At 53.8% G+C, this 24961-nt stretch carries 23 protein-coding genes; 17 read left to right on the top strand and 6 right to left on the bottom strand.

Features of this window, described 5'->3' with window-relative positions:
- Positions 1 to 88 precede the first annotated feature (88 nt).
- Positions 89 to 799: a hypothetical protein gene (locus QZV76_RS04475; protein ID WP_290598621.1), complete on the top strand. Its 711-nt coding sequence runs from the start codon at positions 89 to 91 to the stop codon at positions 797 to 799.
- Here QZV76_RS04475 and QZV76_RS04470 read toward each other — a convergent pair.
- Positions 765 to 2012: an alpha/beta hydrolase gene (locus QZV76_RS04470; RefSeq protein ID WP_290598620.1), complete on the bottom strand. Its 1248-nt coding sequence runs from the start codon at positions 2010 to 2012 to the stop codon at positions 765 to 767. The genes QZV76_RS04475 and QZV76_RS04470 overlap by 35 nt on opposite strands.
- A 170-nt stretch (positions 2013 to 2182) precedes the next feature.
- Between QZV76_RS04470 and QZV76_RS04465 the strand changes: the two genes are divergently transcribed.
- Entirely contained in the window at positions 2183 to 3088 is a 906-nt protein-coding gene (locus tag QZV76_RS04465; RefSeq protein ID WP_290598619.1) for a DUF5926 family protein, read from the top strand.
- Here QZV76_RS04465 and QZV76_RS04460 read toward each other — a convergent pair.
- Entirely contained in the window at positions 3085 to 4449 is a 1365-nt protein-coding gene (locus QZV76_RS04460) for an LCP family protein (protein WP_290598618.1), read from the bottom strand. The two genes, QZV76_RS04465 and QZV76_RS04460, sit on opposite strands and share 4 nt — an antisense overlap.
- A 34-nt stretch (positions 4450 to 4483) precedes the next feature.
- Here QZV76_RS04460 and QZV76_RS04455 point away from each other — a divergent pair, with 34 nt between their 5' ends.
- The 12 genes from QZV76_RS04455 to QZV76_RS04400 all read left to right on the top strand — a co-directional run bounded on the left by QZV76_RS04455 (position 4484) and on the right by QZV76_RS04400 (position 14370).
- Positions 4484 to 4831, top strand: coding sequence for a hypothetical protein (locus QZV76_RS04455; RefSeq protein ID WP_290598617.1), 348 nt, complete (start codon positions 4484 to 4486; stop codon positions 4829 to 4831).
- A 4-nt stretch (positions 4832 to 4835) separates the two neighbouring features.
- A complete protein-coding gene (locus QZV76_RS04450) occupies positions 4836 to 5399 on the top strand; it encodes a hypothetical protein (protein WP_290598616.1) in 564 nt (187 codons plus the stop codon).
- Between the two features lie 161 nt (positions 5400 to 5560).
- Entirely contained in the window at positions 5561 to 5749 is a 189-nt protein-coding gene (locus QZV76_RS04445) for a hypothetical protein (protein WP_290598615.1), read from the top strand.
- A gap of 12 nt (positions 5750 to 5761) precedes the next feature.
- Entirely contained in the window at positions 5762 to 6484 is a 723-nt protein-coding gene (locus QZV76_RS04440) for an MspA family porin (RefSeq protein WP_290598613.1), read from the top strand.
- A 218-nt stretch (positions 6485 to 6702) separates the two neighbouring features.
- Complete coding sequence (locus QZV76_RS04435) at positions 6703 to 8184, top strand: hypothetical protein (protein WP_290598612.1); 1482 nt, start codon at positions 6703 to 6705, stop codon at positions 8182 to 8184.
- Between the two features lie 218 nt (positions 8185 to 8402).
- The gene (locus tag QZV76_RS04430) at positions 8403 to 8957 is read left to right on the top strand and encodes a hypothetical protein (RefSeq protein WP_290598611.1); all 555 of its coding nucleotides are present in this window, start codon (positions 8403 to 8405) and stop codon (positions 8955 to 8957) included.
- Between the two features lie 71 nt (positions 8958 to 9028).
- A complete protein-coding gene (locus QZV76_RS04425; RefSeq protein WP_290598609.1) occupies positions 9029 to 9889 on the top strand; it encodes a hypothetical protein in 861 nt (286 codons plus the stop codon).
- Positions 9879 to 10703 carry a hypothetical protein gene (locus tag QZV76_RS04420; RefSeq protein WP_290598608.1) on the top strand — a complete coding sequence of 275 codons (825 nt, stop codon included), beginning with the start codon at positions 9879 to 9881 and terminating at the stop codon, positions 10701 to 10703. Before QZV76_RS04425 ends, QZV76_RS04420 begins: the two co-directional genes overlap by 11 nt.
- Positions 10704 to 10738: 35 nt before the next feature.
- Positions 10739 to 11593, top strand: a complete 855-nt coding sequence (locus QZV76_RS04415; protein ID WP_290598606.1) for a hypothetical protein — start codon at positions 10739 to 10741, stop codon at positions 11591 to 11593.
- A 10-nt stretch (positions 11594 to 11603) separates the two neighbouring features.
- Positions 11604 to 12443 (top strand): hypothetical protein, encoded by an 840-nt coding sequence (locus QZV76_RS04410; protein ID WP_290598604.1) that lies wholly within the window; start codon positions 11604 to 11606, stop codon positions 12441 to 12443.
- 30 nt (positions 12444 to 12473) lie between these two features.
- Complete coding sequence (gene pheA, locus QZV76_RS04405) at positions 12474 to 13397, top strand: prephenate dehydratase (RefSeq protein WP_290598603.1); 924 nt, start codon at positions 12474 to 12476, stop codon at positions 13395 to 13397.
- Between the two features lie 13 nt (positions 13398 to 13410).
- On the top strand, positions 13411 to 14370 hold the full coding sequence (locus tag QZV76_RS04400; RefSeq protein WP_290598602.1) for a histidine phosphatase family protein: 960 nt from the start codon (positions 13411 to 13413) through the stop codon (positions 14368 to 14370).
- A gap of 63 nt (positions 14371 to 14433) precedes the next feature.
- Here QZV76_RS04400 and QZV76_RS04395 read toward each other — a convergent pair whose 3' ends face one another.
- Entirely contained in the window at positions 14434 to 15552 is a 1119-nt protein-coding gene (locus QZV76_RS04395) for a septum formation family protein (protein ID WP_290598600.1), read from the bottom strand.
- A 101-nt stretch (positions 15553 to 15653) separates the two neighbouring features.
- On the opposite strand from QZV76_RS04395, the gene serS reads away from it, so the two are divergent.
- The 3 genes from serS (at position 15654) to QZV76_RS04380 (ending at position 20085) form a co-directional block, all read left to right on the top strand.
- Positions 15654 to 16916 (top strand): serine--tRNA ligase, encoded by a 1263-nt coding sequence (serS, locus tag QZV76_RS04390; RefSeq protein WP_290598599.1) that lies wholly within the window; start codon positions 15654 to 15656, stop codon positions 16914 to 16916.
- 219 nt (positions 16917 to 17135) lie between these two features.
- On the top strand, positions 17136 to 18308 hold the full coding sequence (locus tag QZV76_RS04385; protein WP_290598597.1) for a hypothetical protein: 1173 nt from the start codon (positions 17136 to 17138) through the stop codon (positions 18306 to 18308).
- Positions 18309 to 18642: 334 nt separating this feature from the next.
- Positions 18643 to 20085 (top strand): phosphatase PAP2 family protein, encoded by a 1443-nt coding sequence (locus QZV76_RS04380; RefSeq protein WP_290598596.1) that lies wholly within the window; start codon positions 18643 to 18645, stop codon positions 20083 to 20085.
- Positions 20086 to 20497: 412 nt separating this feature from the next.
- Here QZV76_RS04380 and glpK read toward each other — a convergent pair whose 3' ends face one another.
- The 3 genes from glpK to QZV76_RS04365 form a co-directional block, all read right to left on the bottom strand.
- Entirely contained in the window at positions 20498 to 22018 is a 1521-nt protein-coding gene (gene glpK / locus QZV76_RS04375; RefSeq protein WP_290598595.1) for a glycerol kinase GlpK, read from the bottom strand.
- A 58-nt stretch (positions 22019 to 22076) separates the two neighbouring features.
- Positions 22077 to 22844, bottom strand: coding sequence for an MIP/aquaporin family protein (locus QZV76_RS04370; RefSeq protein ID WP_290598594.1), 768 nt, complete (start codon positions 22842 to 22844; stop codon positions 22077 to 22079).
- Positions 22845 to 23190: 346 nt separating this feature from the next.
- Complete coding sequence (locus tag QZV76_RS04365; RefSeq protein WP_290598593.1) at positions 23191 to 24924, bottom strand: glycerol-3-phosphate dehydrogenase/oxidase; 1734 nt, start codon at positions 24922 to 24924, stop codon at positions 23191 to 23193.
- Positions 24925 to 24961: the final 37 nt, after the last annotated feature.

Below are 24961 nucleotides of genomic sequence, written 5' to 3'. Positions count from 1 at the left end.
TTATCTTTTCTTTCGGAAACGATTCAGTTATTGTTCAGTAAGTAACCCAATCACGGCTTTGTTGCCATCCCCCCGTAGGCTAGGCGCTATGCAAGAAGAGAACCCCAACTCCAGCGAATATCTAGAGATTATTCGCATGGTAGATGCGTTTCGGTATTCTTCCGAATACTCACTGAGGGGTGCCGTCGATAACCTAGCCGAAATTATTGTTCTGCTTACCGCCGGAGAAAGCGGCATCATTCCGGGCGAGCGCCTGTTAACAAGCCACACCATGTGGGCAAAAATGCTTTTCACGCTCAGCAGAATTGACTACCTCTACCAGATGATGCGCCTTAGCTTCCTGGACGCCTACGACATTAAACCCCTCGCAGATGACGTCACCATTCACGATGGTGTACCCCTCCCCTCATGGGACGATGCCTGCAGGCAGACCAGGGAAGTTTTCGGCAATGTCGATTTTCTCCACGACAAAGTCTCTACCGGGGTACAAAAGATTTTGGGCTTTCACCAGCTTATTAGCGATACGGACGAGATTAATACCATCATTACGCAATTCGGCATGAACATCACCACCATGACCGTCTCATACTGGCGCGACCTGGACTACAGCGCCACCGGTATTTCGTCCCTATGCAGCTATCTAAACGGATTATCCTTCGGGGTAGCCTGCACCGATGACGTTGACTTCAGCCTTACCCGACCCGAATTCTCCGACTCTGGACTACACGATGCGCGTGATGTTGAAATCATGCTCACCGACCCTATTAACCCATTCGTCCACTACCGGAAGAATTCCTAGAGGCCCTTTTTGCCGCTTTCGACGAAACTTTCTTCGCCCCAATAAACTCGCCTAACGCCTCAGTAACCGCATCATACGTATCGGGGTTACGCCACGGCAGCAATACATCGTTATGCCGCGCATCTTTCAGCGTTAGATAGGTGACACGGTTACCCCGCCGAGTAGCTGCCCGCCCATACCGCCTTACCTGGCCATGCGGAATAACGTAATCGCATGTCCCCTGCGCCAACAACATGTCCTTATTGGAGGGGAGATGACGAATAGGGTTAGCCGCCGCATAATTGCCGGGAACATCCCGCGGGGAACCCCCCAAAAATGTGCGAATATTGGAAAACTTAGAGTGGTTAGCGGAATCCACCACATCCAGTACCCCGTTAAGGGAGGCAAACCCGCGGATAGGAATACGCGGACCCTCCGGCGCGGTAGCCGGGTAGCCTGCCGCGTCACCCGTCCCCACGAGGGCTGCTGTTTCCTGTGTTGCTTCAGATGTTGCTTCAGATATTTCATCCGCATCGGGGTGGCCGCCAGTACTCAGCGTTGTGAAAAGATGGCGCAGGCTATCCCCGCTGCTAGCGTGGCCGCCGCTAATACCATTGCTGGACTGTGACGGTAGAGCCCTATCGCCACGCAAATTCACCAACTGTAAAGACTTATGGGCAAGCCGAGAAAGCGGCGCATCTATAAGAAGACCACGCGCATCCAACTTGCTGGGAGACTGCCCCAACGCCAAGGCGGCTAACTGGCCACCAGCGGAATGCCCAACCAAGTACACGCGATCTAAATCCAGCATGGGTGCGGCGGAGAGTTTAAGAACAATAAGGTGGTCAATAGCGTCACACACGTCCGCATAGGTGGTGGGCCAACCGCCACCCGAATCCAGTGCGCGATACTCAATATTCCAGCAGGCCACACCGTGGTCACACAAGTATTCGGCAATGTATTTCATGGAGGCGGGGCCACCAGTTTCCCACGCCCCACCATGAATAAGAACAGCAACCGGCATGGACGAATGAGTGAGATGGGGAAGCTCCAGCCACCCATAACGATGCTTATTAGAAATAGGGTTAGCGGAATAGAAGTACTTGCGACGCCGCGGGGGAATAGCCTCCGCGCGAGGAGCATCATCAATGGCAGCAGGAACCAACGCTAAAGCGGCCAAAGCGGCACCCCCCATAAGAACATGCCGGCGTGTAACCTTGGACTGCTCGTTCACTGAAACTGCTCCTCCTCGCACAGCCTTCACCGCTATACAAAATCCTACCCATAGTTATTATGGGAACGAAGCAGCGAATCGTTACAACACTAGAATGTCGCCTACTAGATAAATGATTCTTACGTGCCACCACAATGACAATAAGAGTAAGAACCAAGTAAGTTAGTGGCATGGCAAAGAAGAACAAGAAAAATATTGACGTCCCCGCCGGCATGAGCCGCCGCCAAGCAAAACTGGCAGCCCGCGCCGCCGAACGCGCCGCACTCACCGTCGACCCCCGCCCATTCCACACCACCGGCTGCGAATGCGACCTCATCGCCATGCGGGAATTTGTCGCTTCTGCCTCCTTTGACATCACCGTCGACGGGGAAACCGTCCGCGTCTGCACCATTCTCCCCGGCGCCGTCTCCGCACACCGACTCCCCGCCGAATCCGACGGCCTCCGCATGGTCGGTATTCAATCCCCACAACCCTCCAACAATCCCGCCCGCGACCTTGCCGCCGCCATCCACTGGGTCCTCGATGCCGCCCCCGGTGACGTCCTCCAACACGCTACCGCCACCGCCGACACCCCCAACCTCTCCACCTACATTCCCGCCGACTTCACCCCAGACATCACTGTCTATGACGACTTCAACTGGTGGGTGCCGGACACCGACAACCTCAACCCGCAGGTTGCCCAAAGCCTTAACGCCGCCAACGACGCCATGATGGTCTCCCGCCGCCTCACCGCCACCACCGGCGCCGCCTGGTGGATAGACACCCGCGAAAAAGCCCACGTCCGCTGGGTACGCCCCGAAAACGAGGACGACCTCTTCACCGCCCTTGTCCGCGTCCATGCTGCTGGACACCTCACCCTCGGGGAAGGCTCCCGCTACGCCGGCATGTTCCGCGCCTACGGTGTCCTCGTCCCCGTCTTCGACGTTGACCGCACCCAGCCCGCCGAATACTGGCAAGATGCCCTCGACACCCTCGGCACCAAACTCGACGTGGCCCTCGCCACCAGCGACCCCCTCACCGCCAGCGAACGGAACTCCCGCAACCTCCTCAACTCCCGCCAAATCACCATCCGCTAATTACTTAGCATGTATTCCGGTATCTCCGTGCCTTGGGCGATGTGGCCCCAGAATTGGGCGGTGTCGTCGTTCCATAGCACTACGGCGCCGGCTTCATTCGTCACCATGTCCCCAATGGGCACGGTGGTCATAATGTGCTTGTGGCTGAGTGTCATAAGGAGCCACGCCAGGTTATAAACGTGCGTGCCCTTATCAATTGTGAGGGACGCACCCGACGCTTTCGCCAACGGGAACAGCCGGAAGGGGTTAAGGATAGTACCGGCGCTGGTTGCCTTCTTCACAAAATTGTTGAGGAATTCCCGCTGGTGAATAACACGGTCCAGGTCCCCGCGGGGGGTTTGGCGGGAACGAACATAGCCAAGAGCCGTCTTACCGTCAGCAATCTGGCAGCCGGCTTTAATATAGAGGTCCGCATACGGGTCGCTGATGGGATCCGTCGGGCAGATCTCTATACCATTAATAGCGTCCGCCATATTTGCGAAACCACCCAGGCCAATCTCCATGTAGTGGTTAATGTGCACACCCGCCGCCTGCTCAATAGTTTTCACCAAAAGCTGCGGGCCGCCTAGTGCGAAGGAAGAGTTAATCTTTCCCATGCCGTAGCCGGGAATATTGACGTAGGAGTCACGCGGCACAGAAATGAGCACCCGCTGCCCACGCCCGTAGGGAATGTGCATAATCATGATGGTGTCAGTGCGCTGCGACCCTAACTCGCCACCAGTTTGTAGTTCCTTTTGCCGGTCATCACTCATGCCGGAGCGGGAATCAGACCCCACCAGGAGCCAGTTTGTGCCGCTAGTACGCCCAATCATGTGCTCGGAGAGCGCGTCAACATGGGAAACGTTACTGCTGAAAACAATCGCCACCGCAATAGCCTCCACAAGGGCAATAATGAGGAGGACGATAATAATCCACTTCACGGTTTTCCCCGTGTTGCGGAGAACCTCGCGGGGAGTGCGACGTTTACGCTTGGGTTTAGCGTCACTATCAGGCATGTAGGGGGGCACTGACATGGGGGGCGCGAAGCCACGACCCGTACTCGCGTAGGATCCGTCAGGCTGGTAGAGGGAGCTTAAAGCACCATCGCCGGAAGAGGGGGGTTCCCAGTCGGCGTCAGGGCGGGGGCCATCGTAAGGTTGCGCATCAGTTATTTGGGCAGGGTTGATGCGCCGGGCACGACGCTGCGCGGGCCGTTTCGGCTGGGTAGTGCTGCGGGCAGGTGCGCGCTGCACCCACTGCCCTAGGGTAGCATCCCAGTATTCGGGTTGCTGTGGGGCAGCATATGTATTCTCTTTCTCCGGGGTCTTCTTCTTGCCTTTGCGATTTCGGCGGGAAGACCGAGCCTTGGGAGTGGCATCCATGTCTTATAGATTAGCGAACGGTAGAGTTTTTCTCGTGTCCGCACATCATGACCATCCAGGCAATACTGCCGCAGCGATCGTTCGCAGCACCCTTGTGTCCATTGTGGGAGTGGTGCTTATAGCCGGCGGAGTGGTGATGCTGGCCCTGCCGAACTTGTTGCCGTTTGGGGGTAATTCTGCCGACGAAACCACAATTCGTAATGTTCTGTACGGTATTTTCCTTATTGCTGCAGGGCTTTTGCTGGGAGTGTATGTTGTCTTGTCACAACGCCGGTCGGCGCGGGCACTGGCCGAAGGTCACCAAGAAGCACCGCCGCAGGGTGACGGTACTATCCCCGCAGATGGTGGTGTGGTGGTGAGTGCTGCTCCCCCCCAACAATGAAAATGTGACAACTGCCACAGGAAAGAGTGAGCGTACAGAAGCAGAAACACACGCCGAAGCAGCCACAATGGGCGGTACTGTTATCCCCCATAGCTGCATTATCCGCATTCCCCGCACTGTCGTAGAGACGGAACTCCACACGTCTTTTGATAATGGCTGTAGCTGGCTTAACGCAGACGAAATATCATACTCGGTATTGTCCACCGCATTCCTCATTCCCACCCGCCAGGAACTTTTCGACTACATCACCAGCCATTTCCCCGCCCACACAGTAATGATGAGCGACCACCTATCGCACGGGTCTGGGCTGCCCTACTTCGTTAACGGCGGTACACACCTGTACTGTGCCGCGGTGAAGCACCCCCAAGACATGGATCGTATGCTCTCCACCTACAATCCCACCCGCCCACTGGCCTGCGCGCTTGTCTCTGGTGCGATGAACCTGGACTCCCGCGCCAGTGAGGAAGAACAGATACGGACTATTCGTGAGTCTGTTATTGGGCTTGTGTGTTGGCATGCGGAACGCGGCGAATACATTGTGGTGTGTGGCGAAAATAACGTTCTTTAAAATAGGCTATTTTTTACTACTGTTTACCTCAGTGAAATCAATAATTAATGTTATTTATTCAGTAAATGACTCTTTTATTTTTCGATAAGGGTGCTCATAAATACGCCATTTAGGCGTAATGTCTCTGGCATTGATTAAGTAGTTCAGAGAACGGAAATTTTATGGCACGCCTTACTTTTCGCCGCTTGAAATCTTCTCTAGTTGTTGCCTTAAGTCTTTTAGGGTTTATATCAGTTCCCAACTATGCACAGGCAGTGGGACTTGGTGGTTTACGTCAGGATGTGACGCGAATTGGTTACACCATTGATGGCTGGAGAGTTAGTGCGATAAAGAAAGGTGAACAGTTCTGAGTTGTCCCTAATTTGGCTGGGGATGTAGACAGCCACGAGGGCTTCATCAGCATGATGGGGATTGGGGAGATAACCGGCCACGGATCGTCACATGTTCTTGCGGCAACTGTAGAAGCCGGCTACATGGTTGGCTGCGGGGTTGACGTATCTGATGGCGCCTCCATAGGGCGTACAGATTCTGTGTCTATAACCCCGTCTGTGGGAGTGTCATCTGACAAGGGTGCGTCTAACCAGACAACAATCCATGGTTCTGTTACCCCCTCGGGCTCTGTTACCCCTTCCGGTTCCGTTACGCCTTCCGGCAGTATTACGCCAAGTTTTTCAATAGGGGTTCCTACAGCAGGAGGTATATCTGCGAACGGTGGAATATCGGGGACTGGTGGCGCATCGGCCACTATTGGTGGCTCTGCCACTGCTGGGGCATCAAATACAAGTTCTGTGCATGCTAACACGGGTAATCATGCTGATCTGACGACGAATAATACTCAGCAGAAAACATACATGGCACACATAAAGCCGGGGTATATAACCACGGTCATTATTGCTACCGCAAAACTGCGGTCCATGCGCGGAGGAGTTTCACTAACCGGCATCAACATTAATGTGACAGGGTGCGGAACCCTCCCTGGTGAAAGTACGGAGTGTTGTGCGTGTAGCTGTGGAAACAGAGCAGGGAATTGCAATCGTTGTGGCCTACGGTGCCCCTTTCCGAATCTAGAAAAGATCGCACGATGAAGAAAGATCTTATACAAGGGTTTATCTGCGGTTTAATCGGATTAGCCGGACTGATATGTGTATGCCTAAATATGACAAAATTTGGGATGTGGGCTGCTACATATTCATCATTTTGGGTGTACTTTGCACTGTTTATCGTCATGATGATTATTGGCTCTCTTCTTAATAAAGGCGTTTCTACTGTCCGTCTACTTATCCAGAAACGAAAGTAGACACGGATGGAAGCAACTAAAAAGTTATGGGCAGTCCTTGCAGTTTCAGCTGTGGTAGCAGGGACCAGCATTGAGCAGATTGAACCATCCATATCTGCACCAGCAGCTAAAGCAGAGACCCCAGAGGAACGCTGCAAAAGACAAACTGATGAATATAACGCAGCGTGGAAACGACAGTGGGCACAGTCTCATAAAAGTGAGGCAGCTAGGGGAGTAGAAGCCCCACCGCCGCCTGTCCCCTATCGGTGTGTCCCTGTTCCCTCCAACACTGTTGCTCCGCCCAGTGGCGTTCCGGCCCCTGGTGCGGGAGCAGTTGCCCCCGCACACGGTGGCGCCCCTGTCCCCGGCGGTGCCCCTATTCCTGGTGGCGCACCTGCTAATGGCAGGGGAAGTGGCACTGGTGCAGTATCACCTAGTAAGGAACCAGGCGGTATTACTTCTTCCAATAATGGTGCAGCTACACATGGGAGTGGAGGATACAAGGCTGGTAAGCCACCCTACAGTAATCTGGGTAGCCAAAACTACAATCCTGCTAACCCCTGGCAGCCTAACCGTAGCGGTAGTGGTGCTGCGCATTCAGACCAGAGTAAACCGTTTGCTTTGGGGGATACTTCTTCCCATTCTGGAAAAGGGAAAGGGCTTCAGGGTGTTTCAAAGGAGCGCAATGAGGATTTAGGAAAATCACTAACTCCAGGTGGTTCCTATCTCGATAACCCTGATGGGCATAAATCTGGCGAGCATAGCAATGGTGGATCGTCCGTAAAGCACCAGGACCATGCCGGTAGAAATATTTTCCAAAAGCTGTGGGACACAATACGGCCCAATAAGAATAAACACCACGATGGTGAAAAGAATGGAGTACTGCCAGACACTCAGAAGGCCGATGGCTATAACAACAGCCGCGATACAGAACAAGATTCCACTATAAGCCCGCAAAAGAATTCGAGAAGTACTTCTTCCTCTCCGAAACCACTTGATAATGCGTTAGCAATTATCACGTCACTTGTGGGGCTTATCGCCGGCTACCGGAAACGCCGATATGGTAGTTCAGCAGCGGAAATGACATTCCATAGTGAGGAAAAACATCCTCTGAAAGATTCTATAAAAACAAGCTTTGAAAAGTGTGTTACAAGCATGGATCTTTCTATGCTGAAAAAGCTTTCTAGAGCTATAGACAAAATATATTTTCCTTTGCCCAAGAAGAATGAGTATATCCGAGGTGGAGCAGTAGTCGCTTTACCGACATCAGAGTCGAAAATTAAAAATGTGGATTTGGTATACCCACTGCCTCACAAGGGCGGGGTGACGGGTGACCGATGGGATAGCCTCCGTATCCGGAAAGATACAGAGATAAACCTGAAGGACGAACTCGCTCCAATCTGCCTGTTCCTAAAGGACATCGGCCAATACCAACCGGTACCGGCGAATGCGGAAAACACCAGTACGTATATGCGAGCGTTATTAGTGGCACCGATAATGCATGGGTAAAAGGAGGGAAAAAAGGCTCGTCATCTCTGCAATATGTTTCACAAGGAAAAACAACAGTATATGACGCCACAGATCCTGAGCACCCCAAGAGACTTGGCACAATACCACTTGAGCAGGCATGCGCTACATATGATCATGACTCACAAAGAATGATTGTTATAGGTGATAGAAAAGCTCGTCCCGGCGAAAGTGGTTATCCCGGTGGACGGACTCGCGTAGTGGAGGTTAGTAAGGAGATTAAAGATCCTGATAATCCCGGAGAGTGGTATAACGATCTCACAGAAATAGGTGTTCTTCCCGGAGGCGGAGATAGAGAGTGCTCAATTCGATGCAGTCCAGATGGGTCGATCATAGTAACAGAGGAGACTACTCGCGATGGTGGAGGGATACAGGTTCACCGAGCACCATCTGCAGAAATGCTAACTCTTGCACCGCCTCATTTCCTCATAGATAACGGTGCCCCGGAGGATCCAAATATGAAGGATCCCACGCATCTGCAATGTGTATATGGAGGAGCTACAGGGAATTTTGAAAGTAAAGGTCCTTTTATATCAGCAGATTTTTATGTTTCGCAGTGGATACCACCAGTAAAGAAAGAAGGACCACAAGTACCACAGAAGCGACAGGATTCGCAAAATCCAAAGAAGTACGGCGTGGAAGTCTATGTTACGAAGTTTTTAAAACATCCATGGTCACACTGGAAAGTTTGGGATAGACCCACTAAGGGTATCTTCCGGAATTTACAGATAATAGTTGACCATATTTGGAAGTAGAGAATGGTGTCTAAACACGCAAATAGGTGAAGTAAACAGAATTATTTGAAACTTAGGTAGGTGTTTTGTGCATGTGGATAAATAAAAAGTTGGGGCGTGTTATTGCGGTTACTGCGTGTGTGGTGTCTGTTGTAGTGGGTGGTGCGTCTATTGGTGGTGCTGAGCAGGTGGGGCCTCGGGTGTCTAATGTGCATAAGGATACCTGGCTAGATCAATACCATCCGAACAGCGTTAGTGATGAGGCTGAGTGGATTAAGGGTGGATATCTTTTTGATAAGAACCCATTGATACCGTCGGATTGGGGTGGGTATCCGGTGTACACCTTTGAAGAGGAAATGGGGAAGGAAATACTCCGACTTTTAGGCCTTAAAGTACCGTATCGAGCACGACCTGTTGCTTTTTATCAAAGAGCTGGTATAGAAAACCATCCTTATGATCCCAATGGTTATGTTCAGCCATTGATTTCTCCCGGCAGTATAAACACCGCTCTTTATGTAGTTCGGGATTCTCCAGAAGCTCGGGATGCTCTTGTTAATCCATTGTTATGGAAGGAGATCCGGACTGGTAGAAAGTATTGGCCATATGGGTATCGGTTTGAAGTTGAGTCACCGTTTTCTCTTAAAGACTCCGAGAGGTTGAATTATCGTATTCCTAAGGTTTTTTCAGGAGTATGGGGCAATGAACAGATTGATGGCGTTTGGAGCTATTGTATTAATCTTTTTGCTAAAAAGGGTGCTCCTTTCGTCGTAGTTATTAACTCTTATGCCAGTTCAGACATTCATGACAATAATTTTATTTTGGGAGTAACAATAACGTCGCCGTATGTGGTGGATTATGGTCATGTTTCATCGTCTATTGAAGGTAGTAATACCTGGTGGACTCGTGGTAGGAGAGGCCATGATGAGAAGTGGACAGAAGGTTATGTTTCGTAAAGTTTCTGCGTGTGTGCTTGCTTTAGCGGTTGTTTGTGGTGGGGCTGTTCCTGCTTCTGCCGCTGTGACTATTAGTGATGCTGATCGTGAGAAATATCAAGATCTTGCTCAGCACTGCGAAGTTGAACTTCAGGATGTTTATGGCGGAGGGACAATTGGGCGTGATCTGATCATGCTTGAAACCAATAGGGGATACTTTGTTGATTCTGCTCCGGGGAATCCTTCTATGTGGGGTGGTTCCGATGTTTACCAAACTGGTTTAGATTTTCTTCGACATATAGCGATTCTTCTCGAATTGACAGGTCCTTTAGTGGAGACGACGGGGGTGTATGAGGGTACTCCGATGACGGAATACCGTCCCGTGGAAGGGACGAATGATTATGCGACTATGGAGGATGCGAAGAAGAATTTTCGCTCCTGGAGTATACAAAAGAAGTGGTCGTATATTAATAATCCACTTACCTGGTGGCAGCTGAAAACAGGTGTTCCGTACCGCATTTATTCAATGGTGTATAGGGAACGGTCCCCTCAGTCTCTAGCTAAAATGATTGAGAAGTATAAACGTGCTTTTATCTGCTTTGGTTCGTTTTCTCATACTTCTGTGCAGCCGATAGCAGGTCCTAATAATCAGTGGCAGGTATCAGCTGATATTCGTGGAAAAGGCGGTGCTCCGTTTGTTCTTAGGGTGTTTTCACAAGGCTCGAAGGATCCTCATGCGAAAAATACGGTGAACCTTTCGCTCGTCAGTCCTTACCTTGCTGATAAAAATAATGAATCGCAGCATCGCTCCCAATATCTCCCCCATACCTTGTAGAGAGTGTTGTCTTAATTAACAGATTGGTGGTTTGTATGTGGGTGAAGAAGAGATTGGGGCGTGTTGTTGCGGTTGCTACATGTGTGGTGTCTGTTATAGCAGGTGGTGCTTCTGTTGGTGGTGCTGAGCAGGTGGGGTCTCGGGTGTCTAATGTGCGTAAGGATACGTGGTTAGATCGGTATCACCCAAGTAACGCTAGCGAGGAGGCTGAGTGGATTAAGGGTGGGTATCTTTTTGATAGGAATCCGTTGATACCGTCGGATTGGGGTGGGTATCCGGTGTACACCTTTGAAGAGGAAATGGGAAAGGAAATACTCCGACTTTTAGGTATTAAGGCACCATATAAAGCGTATCCTGTTGCCAGTAATGCGGGTGAAAATAATTATGGTTATAGGCCTAATGGTTATGTGCGGCAGTTAATTCCTCCTATCTATTTATCTCGAACAAGTCTTCTGTATCAAGAAGATCGGGATGCTCTTGTTAATCCATTGTTGTGGAAGGAGATCCTGACCGGTAAGAAGTATTGGCCCTATAGATATCGGTTTGATATTGGGCCAACACTTTCTCGGAAAGAGTCCGAGAGGTTGAATTATCGTATCCCTGAGGTGTTTTCAGGAGTATGGAATAACTCTGCGTTTATCACTAAGTATCAACAATTCTTTGCTGACGAGGATGGCCAGTGGAGGTATCATATTAATCTTTTTGCTAAAAAGGGTGCCCCTTTTGATGTGACTCTTTATGCGTATAGCAGTCAAGAAGATCCTAATATTTGTATGTGGGGGTTGACGATAACGTCGCCGTATGTGGTGGATTATTGCCATGTTTCGTCGTCTATCGACAATAGTGACACTTGGTGGTGCCGTCATAGGAGAAGTCATCATGAGCAGTAGGCAGAGGGTTATGTTTCGTAAAGTTTCTGCGTGTGTGCTTGCTTTAGCGGTTGTTTGTGGTGGGGCTGTTCCTGCTTCGGCTGCTGTGCGCGTTAGTGATGCTGATCGTAAAAAATACCAGAGTCTTACTGACCGTTGTGGAGACGAATTTGAGCATGTCAGGAAAACCATGCTCTCTCATGAAGAGGACATAGCTTATATCAATAGGGGATATCTTATTGATCTTGATCCGAAGAATCCTTCTTCGGAGAAGATCTCTATGTGGGGAGGCTCTGATTTCTATCAGGCTGGTCTAAAGATTCTCCGTCAGGTAGCGACTCTTCTTCACTTGTCGCATCCTTTGGTGGAGACAACAGAGCTGTATGAGGGTACTCCGATGACGGAATACCGTCCTGTAGAGGGGACGAATAATTATGCGACTATGGAGGATGCGAAGAAGAATTTTCGTTCCTGGAGTATCGGTAGGCAGTGGGAGTATATTAATAATCCGCTTACCTGGTGGCAGCTGAAAACAGGTGTTCCGTACCGTATTTATTCAATGGTGTACCGGGAACGATCCCCTCAGTCACTGGCCACAATGATTGAAAAGTACAAACGTGCTTTTATGTGCTTTAGCACGTTTTACACTACCCGTGTAGAGCCTCCTGCAGAGCGTAGCAACCGGTGGCAAATATCAACAGATTTTTATATGAGGGACGAAGGTGCCCCACTTGTCCTTCGGATATTTTCGCAAGGCTCGAAGGATCCTCATGCGAAAAATACGGTGAACCTTTCGCTCGTCAGTCCTTATCTTGCTGATAAAAATAATGAGTCGCAGCATCGCTCCCAATATCTCCCCCATACTCTATAAGTGAACTGTTGCAGCTAGTAGAGTGGTGGTGTGACCAGCATTTCATTCCTCGGCCCTGTTGGCACATTCAGCGAGGCCGCACTGCAGCAGATTATTAACGAGAAGCCTGTGCCGGCTCTTCGTAGTGTGGAGAAGATTATTCCGGCTCTCACTCCGCAAGATGCGCTACACATGGTGCGGGAGGGTAGAGCAGACTTCGCGCTTGTTCCCACCGAGAATTTTGTTGATGGCCCCGTCACCACCACTCTGGATAGTCTTGCCCGTGGTAGTCGTCTTCAAATATTTGCGGAAATTGAAGTACCAGTAGCGTTTTCCCTCCTGGTAAAAGATGGTAGGCCGCTTTCGGATGTGCACCTTATAGGCTCCCACCCTATTGCTCTTACGCAGGTGCATGGCTGGCTTCAGGAGCATCTTCCGCAGGCCGAAACTGTTGCCACTAATTCCACTGCCGCCGCCGCGGAGGATGTTGTGCGTGGCCGGCTCGACGCTGCTTTCGCCCCCGCCCGCGCCGGCGAGATCCTGAACCTTGTTAGTCTTGCTGATGGTGTTGCGGATATCCCCGACGCCTCCACCCGCTTTATTCTGGTAGGTACGCCAGCGACCCCCACACCACGCACCGGTAAGGACTGCACTTCCGTTGTGTTCCGCCTCCCCAACCAGCCGGGCACATTAGTTGATGCCATGAATGAGTTCGGGCTACGCGGGGTAGACCTGTCCCGTATTGAATCCCGCCCCACCCGCGAAAAGTTCGGCACCTACAATTTCTATATTGACTGTGTGGGACATATTGATGATGCCGCCATAGCGGAGGCCCTGCAGGCACTCTACCGGCGGGCCGAATGGGTGCGGTTCTTGGGGTCCTGGCCAGTGTCCCGTAACAGTGGCTCCACTCCTCCTGATTTTCACAAATCCCAGGAGTGGCTAGAAAACATGCGCCACGGTAAAGAAAACTAACCAGAGGAGATTTATGGTTCCCCACCTGCTACTACTTCGGCACGGACAAACCGAGGCGAATGTGCGCGGCATGTTGGATACCAGCCTCCCCGGTACTTCCCTCACCGAAAAAGGTATGCAGCAGGCCTTCCATTGGGGGCAGCGAACACACCCCCACACCCTGGCGGTTATTGCCACGTCGGAGGCACTGCGGGCCCGTCAAACCGGCCGCATGATACTACGCGGCATGCACCAGGCTCACCCGGATTTACCGGAGGAGGATTTTCCGGAACTACGCATTGTGCCCGGTATTTTTGAAACCCAAGTGGGGGACTGGGAGAAAGCCACCGTGCAGGATAACCCCGACATTATGAAACAGTGGCTGCGTATCTACTACAGCTGGCTACATGGGGACGTTGATAATGCCACCCCGGGGCCGTTGGGGGAATCCGCCCGCCATATTTTTGCCCGCTACGCCCCCACCGCCATGAGTCTCTACCGCGAGTTCGCCCTCCCACAATTACAGGCACAGTTACAGGTGCAGTCACCGGCTCAGTTACGGGCTCAGCTACGGGCGGCGGAACACTCCGGTGCACGTGACGCTGCTGTGAAGAATGTGCTGCTAGTGAGCCATGGTGCTGTTATCCGCATGTTCACCACCATGCTGGTGCCGGAGATTGATAAACGCTACGCCTACTGGAACTTCTTGACGAATACGCAAGTAGTAGACCTTGTCCCCCACGCACTTGCGACATGGCTGTCAGCAGAGGAGGCCAGTGGTGTGGCCACGATGAAGATGCCCAGTGTGAAAGACATGCTGCAGTGGGGGTGGCAGGCCCTCCGCTGGGGTGACGATGAACCCCCATTCGTGTACACAGTGCCGGAAGAATACGACGACCCCGATTACCACGACCCACTTCAAGCAGGTAGTTCCGGCTCCGCCGGGGCGAAAGATACCCCCGGTGTGAATCCCACATTCAACAATGCACACTAGCAACAATGCGAATTAGCAATACTGCACGTTAATAGCAGCACACTAGCGCGACAATACCCGCTACTAGTAGGAAAGGCCGGGCACGGAGTACTTCAACAGTGGATCATTGTGCATATCCGGCAGCTGATTATTGCCCTTCGGGGGAAGTTTCTTCGGCTTCTTGGGTTTCTTCCCATCAATAGTGAACGATCCGGTAGCGGACCCCTGCAAGGTGGCGAACCCAGTCTTATTCCCCTGTGCCAGTGAACACGTCACCCTATGCGATCCAGCATTCCAGCCAGCGAGAGACACGCGCGACCACAGCACTGTCAAAGTGGTATCCCGCAGTTTCTCCGCCCCACCCAAATAGGTGTTCGCTAGCGCCACGCACTGTTTCTCGGCGTAAACATTCTGCTGCTTAGCACTGGGGTAATGCTTCCCAAATTGAGGAGTGAGGTCCACCGTGCCCACAATCTCCATAGTGTGCGGCTTACGGCAGTCCACTTCCTGCACATCGTGAGGGTGCTGCGGGTGGGACGCAAGGCAGGAGCCAGTTGCCCAGATAAGGGACTGATCCTGCTTGGCAACTGTGCCCGTAAATTCGGGGTTAGCGCTCAAGCTAACACTGGGGCTCGCCTCAATACCGCACACGAGAGTACGCACGCCACGCTTCCAGGACTCTGCACCCGGTTGAAGGATCCCAATACGGAATCGCCCAGCCGGGTCAAGCCCCTGCGGCAGGTAAGAGTTAATGAATGGGCGGCAAAGACCCAGGCGGAGACTATCCACCTGGGCGGGGCTCAGTGGCTCCTCACCAGTTGCAAAACGCTGCGATGGGTATGTTGTAAGGTCCACAATGCCGGCAACCTCAAAACGGTGAGGTTTATCGCAGTGAACCTTTTTCAAGGAATCAATCTGCGTATCAGAACTGTTATCGTCCCAGTTAAGGCACGACCCCACAGTAGCGTGAGCAAATTCCGCCCCCGCCTCCGTAGCACCCGCCATAGTGAGTTCCCCAGTTTGGGTAGTGCCGGTTTTATGAACAGTGAAGTTAATGGCAAGCGCCATCACCACAACATTAATAACAACAGTGGAGATAACAACGCACCAGCGGCGGTCTATAGTGCGTCTGCCGCTGTAGCTACCACTGTGCTTACTACCGTGCTTACTGCTGTGCTTACTGTTCTTCGGTGAGGGTGCCATCATCACTACCTATTGTGCACGTTTTCCGAAGCATGGGGTAGTGGATGGGTAGTGGGCGGTAAGAAAGCCACCATACTGTGGAAACGTACTAGTATGAGAGGGTGATCGATCTTAAATTCTTGCGTGAAAACCCTGATGCCGTCCGCACCTCGCAGCGCATCCGTGGGGAGAACCCCGCGCTGGTGGATGACCTATTAGCGGCTGACGAGTCCCGCCGTGCAACTATCCAGGTTGCGGACGCACTCCGTAACGAGCAAAAAACTTTCGGCAAGAAGATCGGTGCTGCCTCCAAGGAAGAGCGTCCCGCCCTACTTGCAGAGGCCAAAGAATTGGCTGCCAAAGTCAAAGAAGCAGAAGTTTCACAACGTGAAGCAGAAGCTAAAGTGGAGGAACTACAACGCCTCCTCCCCAACCTGGTAGAAGAAGGCGCCCCCGCCGGCGGCGAAGACGACTACATCGTCCTAGAAAAAGTAGGAACCGTCCCCGAATTCTCCTTCCCGGTACGCGACCACCTGGAACTCGCCGAAATGTGCGACATTCTGGACATGCAGCGCGGTGTTAAAGTATCCGGCTCCCGCTTCTACTTCCTGAAAGGCGCCGGCGCACTACTGGAGATGGCCCTCACCCAGCTGGCGGTGAAGAAAGCTGTAGAACACGGCTTCACCATGATGATCCCGCCCGTGCTGGTACTCCCAGAAATCATGCAAGGCACTGGTTTTAACGTGCAGCATGATGACGAAATCTACCACCTGCGCACCGACGATCTTTACCTTGTGGGCACCAGCGAAGTAGCATTGGCCGGCTACCACAAGGATGAAATCATTGACCTGTCTAACGGCCCCATCCGCTACTCCGGTTACTCCAGCTGTTTCCGCCGTGAAGCCGGCTCCTACGGAAAAGACACCCGCGGCATTATCCGCGTCCACCAGTTCAACAAGGTGGAAATGTTCAGCTACTGCACACCGGAAGAAGCCCGCGAAGAACACCAGCGTCTCCTCGGCTGGGAACGCGAAATGCTGGGCCTGGTAGAAGTACCCTACCGTGTGATTGATATTGCCGGCGGGGACCTGGGAACATCAGCCGCCCGCAAGTTCGACTGCGAAGGCTGGGTACCCAGCCAGAACTGCTACCGCGAACTCACCTCAACCTCCAACTGCACCACCTTCCAGGCACGTCGCCTAAACGTGCGCTACCGCGACGAGAACGGCAAAACACAAATAGCTGCCACCCTGAACGGTACCTTGGCAACAACCCGCTGGATTGTGGCCATTCTGGAAAATCATCAGCAGGAAGACGGCTCCATCGTGGTCCCAGAAGCACTACGCCCCTACATGGGAATGGACGTTATTAAACCCCGCGCGTAAAGCCCCGCGAAGCCTTGGATAGACTCCGCAAAGCCGTGGTTAAACCCTTTCTGCACAACTTTATAGAGCAGAGATTTTTGTGATACCCGCGTTAACAGTCTCCGGAAAGTCTGTTGACGCGGGTATGCTATAAAAATTTTCTCAAGGGTGCTCATTCCCCATTTTCCTGGGATGATAGAAGCATAAAAGTGGCAGTTAATAACAAGGAGTTGACCCTCATTGACCTCCCCACAACCTCCCCAAGAACCCTTTACGCCCCGCCCGCCGCAGCAGAATACACCCCAGCAAGGTGTATCCCCGCAGAACACATCCCCGCAGAGTGCGTCTCAGCAAGGCATGCCCCAGCAGAATGCGCCACGGAAACAGCCTGCGCCGGGCAATCCGCACCACATGAACCACCGCGAACCCGATTTCGCCTATGAGACCTTCAAATGCGGACACATTATCGGCCTTCTTATGCTCGGCGTACTACTATGCCAGCTTGGCAGCGTCTCGGTAGTGTCCTCCGACGAGGTCACGAAATACATTGTTTTCGTCGTCCTCCTGGGTCTCTTCCTCCCATACGGTATCTACACCACCGGGTACCTGCGTCGTGCTAGCTCACTGGATCGTACACTGAGTTCCATTTTCCTTTTCGCGTGTACCGTTATCTCCGTTATTGCCGCCGTCTATGTTGTGCCCGCCTTCTACTACGTCACCGCACTTCTCCTCTTCGTTGTGCTCATCTGTGAATGGGTTGGCCCGTTAACCGCCTATTGGAACGGTGAGAAAGTAGAGTTTTCTACCCTGAAGTCGTCCTCTACAAAGCCTGTTTATGGTGCCACCCCCTACGAACAGCCGGGCCAGCCTGGTCAGCCCGGTCGGCCAGGACGCTTTGGTCAGCCCAGCGGTCCACAGGGACAAATGAGCCAGATGGGCCAGATGGGGTACCCGGGACAGTTTGCCCAGCCTGGGCAGTTCGGCCAGCCGGGGCAGCCTGGACAACCCGGGCAGCCTGGTCAGCCTGGGCAACAACCTGGCCAGCCGGGTCAGCCTGGCCAGGCCGGTTATCCTGGGTCGCAGAACAACATGGGCTCTATGGGACAGATGGATCAGCCTAGTTATGGTGCTCCGTATGGCCAGCAGATGCCCGCTGCTCCCTATGGTCACTCTGGTCAGCCTGGCCAATTTGCCCAGCCGGGTCAGCCGCCCTATTCCCCGCAGTCGGATCAGTTCGGGCAGGAATACCCAGATCCCCGCAACCATGGACAGAACGCACAGACTGCGCAGGGTGCACAGCCTACGCAGACTGCCCCATTTGATCGGCCGGATTTTTCTGCGCCGCATGGCACTACAGATGATGGTTCCGCCGACAACTCTTCTAATAGCATGCCCGGCAACACGTCTGAGTAAATACAAGTAAATATATCGTATCTAACAGAGTGGGTGATGGTGGCTGCGGCCATCGTCACCCACTCTGTTAGTATAGGGCTGCGGTATGGGGTGTGGTATCAGATTGTGGTGTGCGATGTATCTACAGGATATGCATGGTATAAGCGGAACATCTGGCCATTGTCTTAGTCGCTGCGGCGGCATGGCGCTTACATAGTCGTCAACGAAAAATATAATTCTGTGCAAATAAACGGTTAATTCCCTGATAAAAGGAGGTTCTGGGATATCAGAACCCCCTTTTATCCAACTACGATACATAGTGTCCAACTAGATCGTTTCTGAGGTTTAACACATCATGGCTTCTCGCCTTTACAAGCGCTTCGCCGTCCCCGCAGCCACTGCACTTAGCATGACCGCACTGCTGGCCGGCACCGCCCAGGCTCTTCCTGTTACACAACAGCAAGACGCTACCGTCTTCACCATTGGCCAAGACGGAATGACCCTCAACAAGGGCACCTCTAAAGGAAATTCGCGTCTCGAATACACCTCTGCACCCCAAGAACTTAGCGGTCCCACCCGCGGCTACATCATGATTGCAGGCAAGCAAACCAAGCCTGCCAACGCACGCCTCTTCACCCGCCAGCCCGGCTACAACCCCTACCAGTTTGTAGCCCCCATGGGTAAAGGCCCCGACAAAAACTCCATGGATAGCAAAGAGGGTTTCAAGCCCGAGCAGCTGGCCACCCTCTACCGCTCCGATGTCCCCAAGAACATCAGCTATTCAAAGGTTATCTCTGGATTCTATGCGGCTATGGACCGTGCGGATATCAAGACGGCCAACGCAAACCTTGTGATGTCCATCAACAATAATGCCAGCCTCGTCCAAATTCAGCGCGCCGTTGCAGACTCCAATGATGAGAACCTCATCACCATGTCCGACGCATTGGGCACCCGCCTCGGCAAGATCTACCGCGATCTTTACATCGGCGGCAAACTTGTGAAACTCCAGCAGCTGGTGGGTGGCGACATGTCCCGCGCCTTCAACTTCACCAATGCCACCGGTTTGGAGAAGGCCCACTACCGCAACCCGCGCCCCTTCAAGGAGTTCCCTGAGCATCTCAAGTACTACTACGAGACCCAGGGCGACTTTAATAGCGATAAAGGGTACTCTGGTCTTGCCCTTTCCTACCCCTCCGGCCACACTAACCGCGCCTACATCAAGGGCATCATTCTTGCGGCTGTCTTCCCGGAGTTTGCACCTCAGCTTCTCGCCCGCGCTTCCGAAGTTGGTTTCAACCGCGTGGTGATGGGTGTGCACTACCCACTGGATACCGTCGCCGGCCGTATGACCGGCACCGCCTCCATGGCATGGCACTTCGCCGATAAGCGCTTCTACCCGCTGATTGCAGAAGCCGCTCGCGACACTCGTGCCATTGTTGAGAAGGCATGCGGAACCACCATCATGAAATGCTGGAAACAAGGTAAGCCCTTCCTCTCCGAGGCAGAGTCCATCCGTGTCTACACCGCTCGCATGAACTACAACCTTCCGAATGTTGGCAAGGCTGGACAGCCAATGACTGTTCCTGAAACAGCTTCCGCTCTCCTTCTTGCCAAGTACCCGCAGCTCACTGATGCTCAGCGTGATCGTATCCTTATGCTGTCCTCCATGGATTCTGGCTCCCCGCTAGACTTCGAGGGACAAGATGGCTTCTGGCAGCGTATTAACCTCGCCAAGGCACTTTCCGCCCACGTCAAGCAGCTCGGCAACGGCGCCATTCAGGTCCGCTTCGCGGCCTAAGCATGCACGCTGTTTAGCGCACGCATTCCGCGCCTGCTATCCACGTGCCTATAGCGTCACAACTTCATACCACTGAGTTCACGCCCAGCACTAACAGTCTTAAGCACAGTCGCAAGCACTGATTAGCGCCGGGCGTGAACTCCATTTCTGTTCTTTCCTGCGCTGCCCCTATCCCATTAGCTACACGCACTGTGCTTGCATAATTGGATACTGCGGCGTGACGGCATGTACCACCACAGCCGCGCCCCTAGTCGCGTCCCTGCTATCGCTACTGTTAAGTAGTACTTATGCAGAATAGGAAGTGACTCAACTAGCTGGCCGCATAAACAACGGTGGGCACCCCCTCAGGGGTGCCCACCGTTTAGTATGTTCAAAGCGCTAATGCGCTAGCGCATAAGAATGCAGGAAGGAATTACTCTTCCCAGCCGTAGGTGCGTTCAACGGCTTTATTCCATTCGCCGAAGAGACGATCGCGGGTGTCCTGATCCATCTTGGACTCCCAGCGCTTGTCTTCGCTCCAGTTGGCTTTCAGCTCGTCAATGCTATCCCAGAAGCCAACGTGTAGGCCGGCAGCGTAGGCGGCACCCAGGGCGGTGGTCTCGGCCACCTTCGGGCGGATGACGGGCACGTCGAGGATATCTGCCTGGAACTGCATGAGCGGCTCAGACTTCACCATGCCGCCGTCAACCTTCAGTTCCTTCAGCTGTACGCCGGAGTCGGCGACCATGGCGTCCACAAGCTCACGGGTCTGGTAGGCGGTGGCCTCCAGGACGGAGCGGGCGATGTGGCCGCGGTTAGCGTAGCGGGTGAGGCCGACGATAACGCCGCGGGCGTCGTCACGCCAACGAGGGGCCAGTAGGCCGGAGAAGGCGGGGACGAAGTAGACGCCGCCGTTGTCCTTTACGGTTTCGGCCAGGCGGTCGCAGGCGGGTGCGTTGGGGACCATCTTCAGGTTGTCGCGCAGCCACTGTACGAGGGAACCGCCCATAGCGACGGAGCCTTCCAGTGCGTATACGGGCTTCTCGTCACCGATCTGGTAGCAGACGGTGGTGATGAGGCCGTGCTCGGAGAACTTCGGCTCGGTGCCGGTTCCCATGAGGAGGAACAGGCCGGTGCCGTAGGTGTTCTTGGCTTCGCCAGGCTTGAAGCAGAGCTGGCCGAAGGTGGCAGCTTGCTGGTCGCCGAGAATACCGGTGATGGGGACGCCAGCCAGGTTGGAACGGTCGTGGACGACGCCGAATTCGCCGGAGGAGGGGCGGATTTCGGGGAGCATGGACATGGGGATGCCCATGGCGTCGCAGAGTTCCTCGTCCCACTGCAGGGTGTTGATGTCCATGAGCAGTGTACGGGAGGCGTTGGTGACGTCGGTGGCGTGGACGGCTGGTTCGCCTTCTGGGTTGGCGCCGCCGGTGAGGTTCCACAGGATCCAGGTGTCGGGGGTGCCGAAGAGGAGGTCTCCCTTTTCTGCCTTGGCGCGGGCGCCGTCAACGTTGTCTAGGATCCACTTGATCTTCGGGCCGGAGGAGTAGGAGCTGAGCGGCAGGCCGGTCTTCTTCTGGTACTTGTAGATGCCGTCGTCGCCAGCGAGTTCGTGGCAGATGCCGGAGGTACGAGTATCCTGCCAGACGATGCCGTTGTAGATGGGCTCGCCAGTGTTCTTGTCCCACACGATGGTGGTTTCGCGCTGGTTGGTAATACCGAGGGCGGCAAGGTCGCAGGGGGCAAGATCGGCGTCGGCTAGTGCTTCACCGGCAACGCGGCGGACGCAGTCCCAGATCTCTAGGGGATTGTGTTCAACCCAGCCTTTTTGCGGGAAGATCTGTTCGAATTCCATTTGGCCAACGGACACGATCTCGCCGTCGTGGTCGAAGATGATGCAGCGAGCGGAGGTAGTGCCTTCGTCGATGGCTGCGATGTACTTCTTTTTAGTCACGGGACTTTCTCCTCAAGAGAGTTCATTAAGTTTAGTAGAGCCTATTCGGTTATACAGATTAGGCGATGGCGAGGTAAACGGCGGCGGCCAGTGCGGCACCGATCAGCGGGCCAACAGTGGGGTGAATGGCGTTCTTCCATTCGCCCGTGCCCTTGCCCTTGATGGGAAGAACGAAGGCGTACATGATGCGGGGGCCGAGGTCACGTGCCGGGTTGAGGGAGTAACCGGTGGGGCTGCCGAGGCTCATGCCGATAGCAACAATGATACCTGCTACGCCGGCGTATGTGAGGTTACCGAGGTTAGTTGGGTCATTATTCCAAAGGCCAACGAGGATAAAAAGTACCAGTACGAAGGTGGCAATGATCTCGGTCACATGGTTCCATACCATGCTCTTGCCGGCGGGGCGAGTGTGGAAGACGTTACCGATAGTGGCATTGGCACCAGATTCAGTGCCGTCGTCGTTGTAGGCGTTGGCGTCGAACTGTTGCTTGAAGGCAGCCCATGCGAGGAGGGCTCCCACCATGGCACCCAGGAATTGGCCCAGAATGTAGTAGATGAAGGCTCCCCAGGGAGTCTTATCTGCAATGCAGAGGGCCAGTGTTACGGCGGGGTTGATGTGTCCGCCAGTGGGATGAGAGACGGATGCGCCGGCGAAGACAGCGAGGCCCCATCCGAAAGCGATGAGGAGCCAGCCGGTGTTCTTGGCGGCAGAGGTGCGGAGACTGTTTGCTGCGCAAACACCATTACCGAGTAGCAGCAGCACCATAGTGCCGAGGAATTCCCAGCCGAAAATTTCAGCGCCGCTGAGTTCATTTCCGTTGATCATGTACATATGCTTAGTCCTTGTCAGGGGAGCGAAGGGGAGAATCTGAGCACACGGAATAGTGCAATGACAGATCTTGACTTAATGGTATTTTGTTCCCCGCCAAGTGGTAGTTTTGTTGCCTCACGCAAATCGGTTAGTGCAGGTGACATGTCTTAATTACGGCAACTTTACGGAAATTAGGAGACATAAAGGGGAATAAAAAGCGGATTTATCGTTAAAAAATATGCGATGAAGGTGCGCTTAACAAAGACATAAAAAGACCGCCTCCCCCGGGAGTACAGGGAGGCGGTCTTTCACATCAGAAACTTACTTGTGTAAAAAAGTAAGCCGTGGTGTGGTTTGTATCTTACTTCTTGTCAACGTTGTCGACGTACTCGGCACGGGCTTCAGCAGCCTCGTTGCGGCGAGCATCGGCCTCTTCGTCGGTAAGAGCCTTCTGGGAGTTGAGCTCGGCAACCACGCGATCCTGGTAGAGCTTAACTTCCTTGGCCTTGGTGGCGTCGTCCCAGCCGAGGATCGGGGCGATGAGGTCGGCGATTTCCTGGGCGGAATCCATGCCGCGATCATCGTATTCGATGGAGATGCGGGTACGGCGGGCGATAACGTCCTCAAGGTGCAGGGCACCTTCCACAGCAGCGGCGTAGACGGCCTCAACACGGAGGTAGCCTTCAGCGTTGGTGATGGGCTTCTTGAGGGACTCGTCATCCTTGGCGTAGGAGAGTACGTCGAAGATGAGGGAGCCGTAGCGGTTGAGGAGGTGGTCAACCTGGGCGACGGTGATGCCGTACTTGGCGGCCAGAGCGTCGAGCTGGTTGGTGAGGGCCCAGTAGCCGTCAGCACCGATGATGGGGGTCTCTTCGGTGGTGGACTCGGAAACCTGGCCAGGAACGTCCTGGAGGGCGGCTTCTACGGCGTCCTTACCAATGACACGGTAGGTGGTGTACTTACCACCGGCGACGGAGACGAGGCCGGGGCAGAGGTGAGCAACTTCGTGGTTACGGGCGAGCTTCTCGGTGTTCTCCTGTCCAGCCTGAGCAACGAGCGGGCGGAGGCCGGCGTACACACCAACGATGTCGGCGTAGGTGACGGGCTCCTGGAGACGGGAGTTGAGCTCATCGAGCACGTAGTCGATGTCGGTCTTGGTGGCAGCCGGGTGAGCCAGATCTAGCTTGTAGCTGGTGTCAGTGGTGCCGACGATCCAGTAGTTGCCCCACGGAATAACGAAGAGGACGGACTTCTCGGTGACGAAGCACAGAGCGGAGTCAGACTTGATGCATTCCTTGGGAACGACAATGTGGATGCCCTTGGACTGGTGAACGTGGAACGCAGCCTTGGCGCCAGCGAGGTCCTGCATTTCGTCGGTCCATACGCCGGTGGCGTTGATGACGGCGGAAGCGTGGACGTTCTCGGTGCGGCCGTCTTCGGTGTCCTTAATGGTGACGCCGACAATGCGGTCGCCTTCCTTGAGGAAGTCAATAACCTGGGTGGAGGTGCGGATAACGGCACCGTACTTGGCGGCGGTACGGCCAACCATCATGGTGTGGCGGGCATCGTCGACGAGGGTGTCGTAGTACTGAACGCCACCGCAGGTAGCCTTGGGCTTCAAGGAAGGAATCTTCTTGAGGATGCTCTTGCGGCTGAAGTGCTTCTGGATCGGGACAGTCTTAGCGCCACCCATGCGGTCGTAAAGGGTGAAGCCGCAGAACATGATGGGGCGCTCAATGAAGGGCTTGGTGAGGGGGTAGATGAACTTTAGTGGCTTAACGAGGTGCGGTGCCAGGGTGTGCATGGACAGTTCGCGCTCGTGCAGGGATTCTGCGACGAGGCCGAACTGCGGAATTGGGTTGGGCTGCAGGTAACGCAGGCCGCCGTGGAACATCTTGGATGAACGGCTGGAGGAACCGCAAGCTAGGTCGCGGGCTTCAACCATGGCAACCTTGAGGCCACGGGTAGCGGCGTCGAGAGCGGCGCCTACACCGACGGAGCCACCGCCGATGATAAGAATGTCGAATTTTTCGGAGCCGAGGCGATCCCAGTTAGTTTCGCGGAGCTCAAGCGTGAGTTCGGACGGTGCAGACAAGTGAGTCCTCCTGTAAGAAAACCTTTATATCCCTAAT

It is taken from the genome of Lawsonella sp., assembly GCF_011525565.1.
Taxonomy (GTDB): domain Bacteria; phylum Actinomycetota; class Actinomycetes; order Mycobacteriales; family Mycobacteriaceae; genus Lawsonella; species Lawsonella clevelandensis_A.
This window is presented reverse-complemented; position numbering and strand designations above follow the sequence as displayed.

Bases quoted from the DNA above. Each gene is read 5' to 3' on its own strand.
- QZV76_RS04370 (WP_290598594.1), bottom strand. From the start codon at position 22,844: ATGATCAACGGAAATGAACTCAGCGGCGCTGAAATTTTCGGCTGGGAA.
- QZV76_RS04475 (WP_290598621.1), top strand. From the start codon at position 89: ATGCAAGAAGAGAACCCCAACTCCAGCGAATATCTAGAGATTATTCGC.
- QZV76_RS04435 (WP_290598612.1), top strand. From the start codon at position 6,703: ATGGAAGCAACTAAAAAGTTATGGGCAGTCCTTGCAGTTTCAGCTGTG.
- QZV76_RS04400 (WP_290598602.1), top strand. From the start codon at position 13,411: ATGGTTCCCCACCTGCTACTACTTCGGCACGGACAAACCGAGGCGAAT.
- QZV76_RS04420 (WP_290598608.1), top strand. From the start codon at position 9,879: ATGTTTCGTAAAGTTTCTGCGTGTGTGCTTGCTTTAGCGGTTGTTTGT.
- QZV76_RS04395 (WP_290598600.1), bottom strand. From the start codon at position 15,552: ATGGCACCCTCACCGAAGAACAGTAAGCACAGCAGTAAGCACGGTAGT.
- QZV76_RS04465 (WP_290598619.1), top strand. From the start codon at position 2,183: ATGGCAAAGAAGAACAAGAAAAATATTGACGTCCCCGCCGGCATGAGC.
- QZV76_RS04415 (WP_290598606.1), top strand. From the start codon at position 10,739: ATGTGGGTGAAGAAGAGATTGGGGCGTGTTGTTGCGGTTGCTACATGT.
- QZV76_RS04460 (WP_290598618.1), bottom strand. From the start codon at position 4,449: ATGGATGCCACTCCCAAGGCTCGGTCTTCCCGCCGAAATCGCAAAGGC.
- QZV76_RS04425 (WP_290598609.1), top strand. From the start codon at position 9,029: ATGTGGATAAATAAAAAGTTGGGGCGTGTTATTGCGGTTACTGCGTGT.
- QZV76_RS04380 (WP_290598596.1), top strand. From the start codon at position 18,643: ATGGCTTCTCGCCTTTACAAGCGCTTCGCCGTCCCCGCAGCCACTGCA.
- QZV76_RS04445 (WP_290598615.1), top strand. From the start codon at position 5,561: ATGGCACGCCTTACTTTTCGCCGCTTGAAATCTTCTCTAGTTGTTGCC.
- QZV76_RS04410 (WP_290598604.1), top strand. From the start codon at position 11,604: ATGTTTCGTAAAGTTTCTGCGTGTGTGCTTGCTTTAGCGGTTGTTTGT.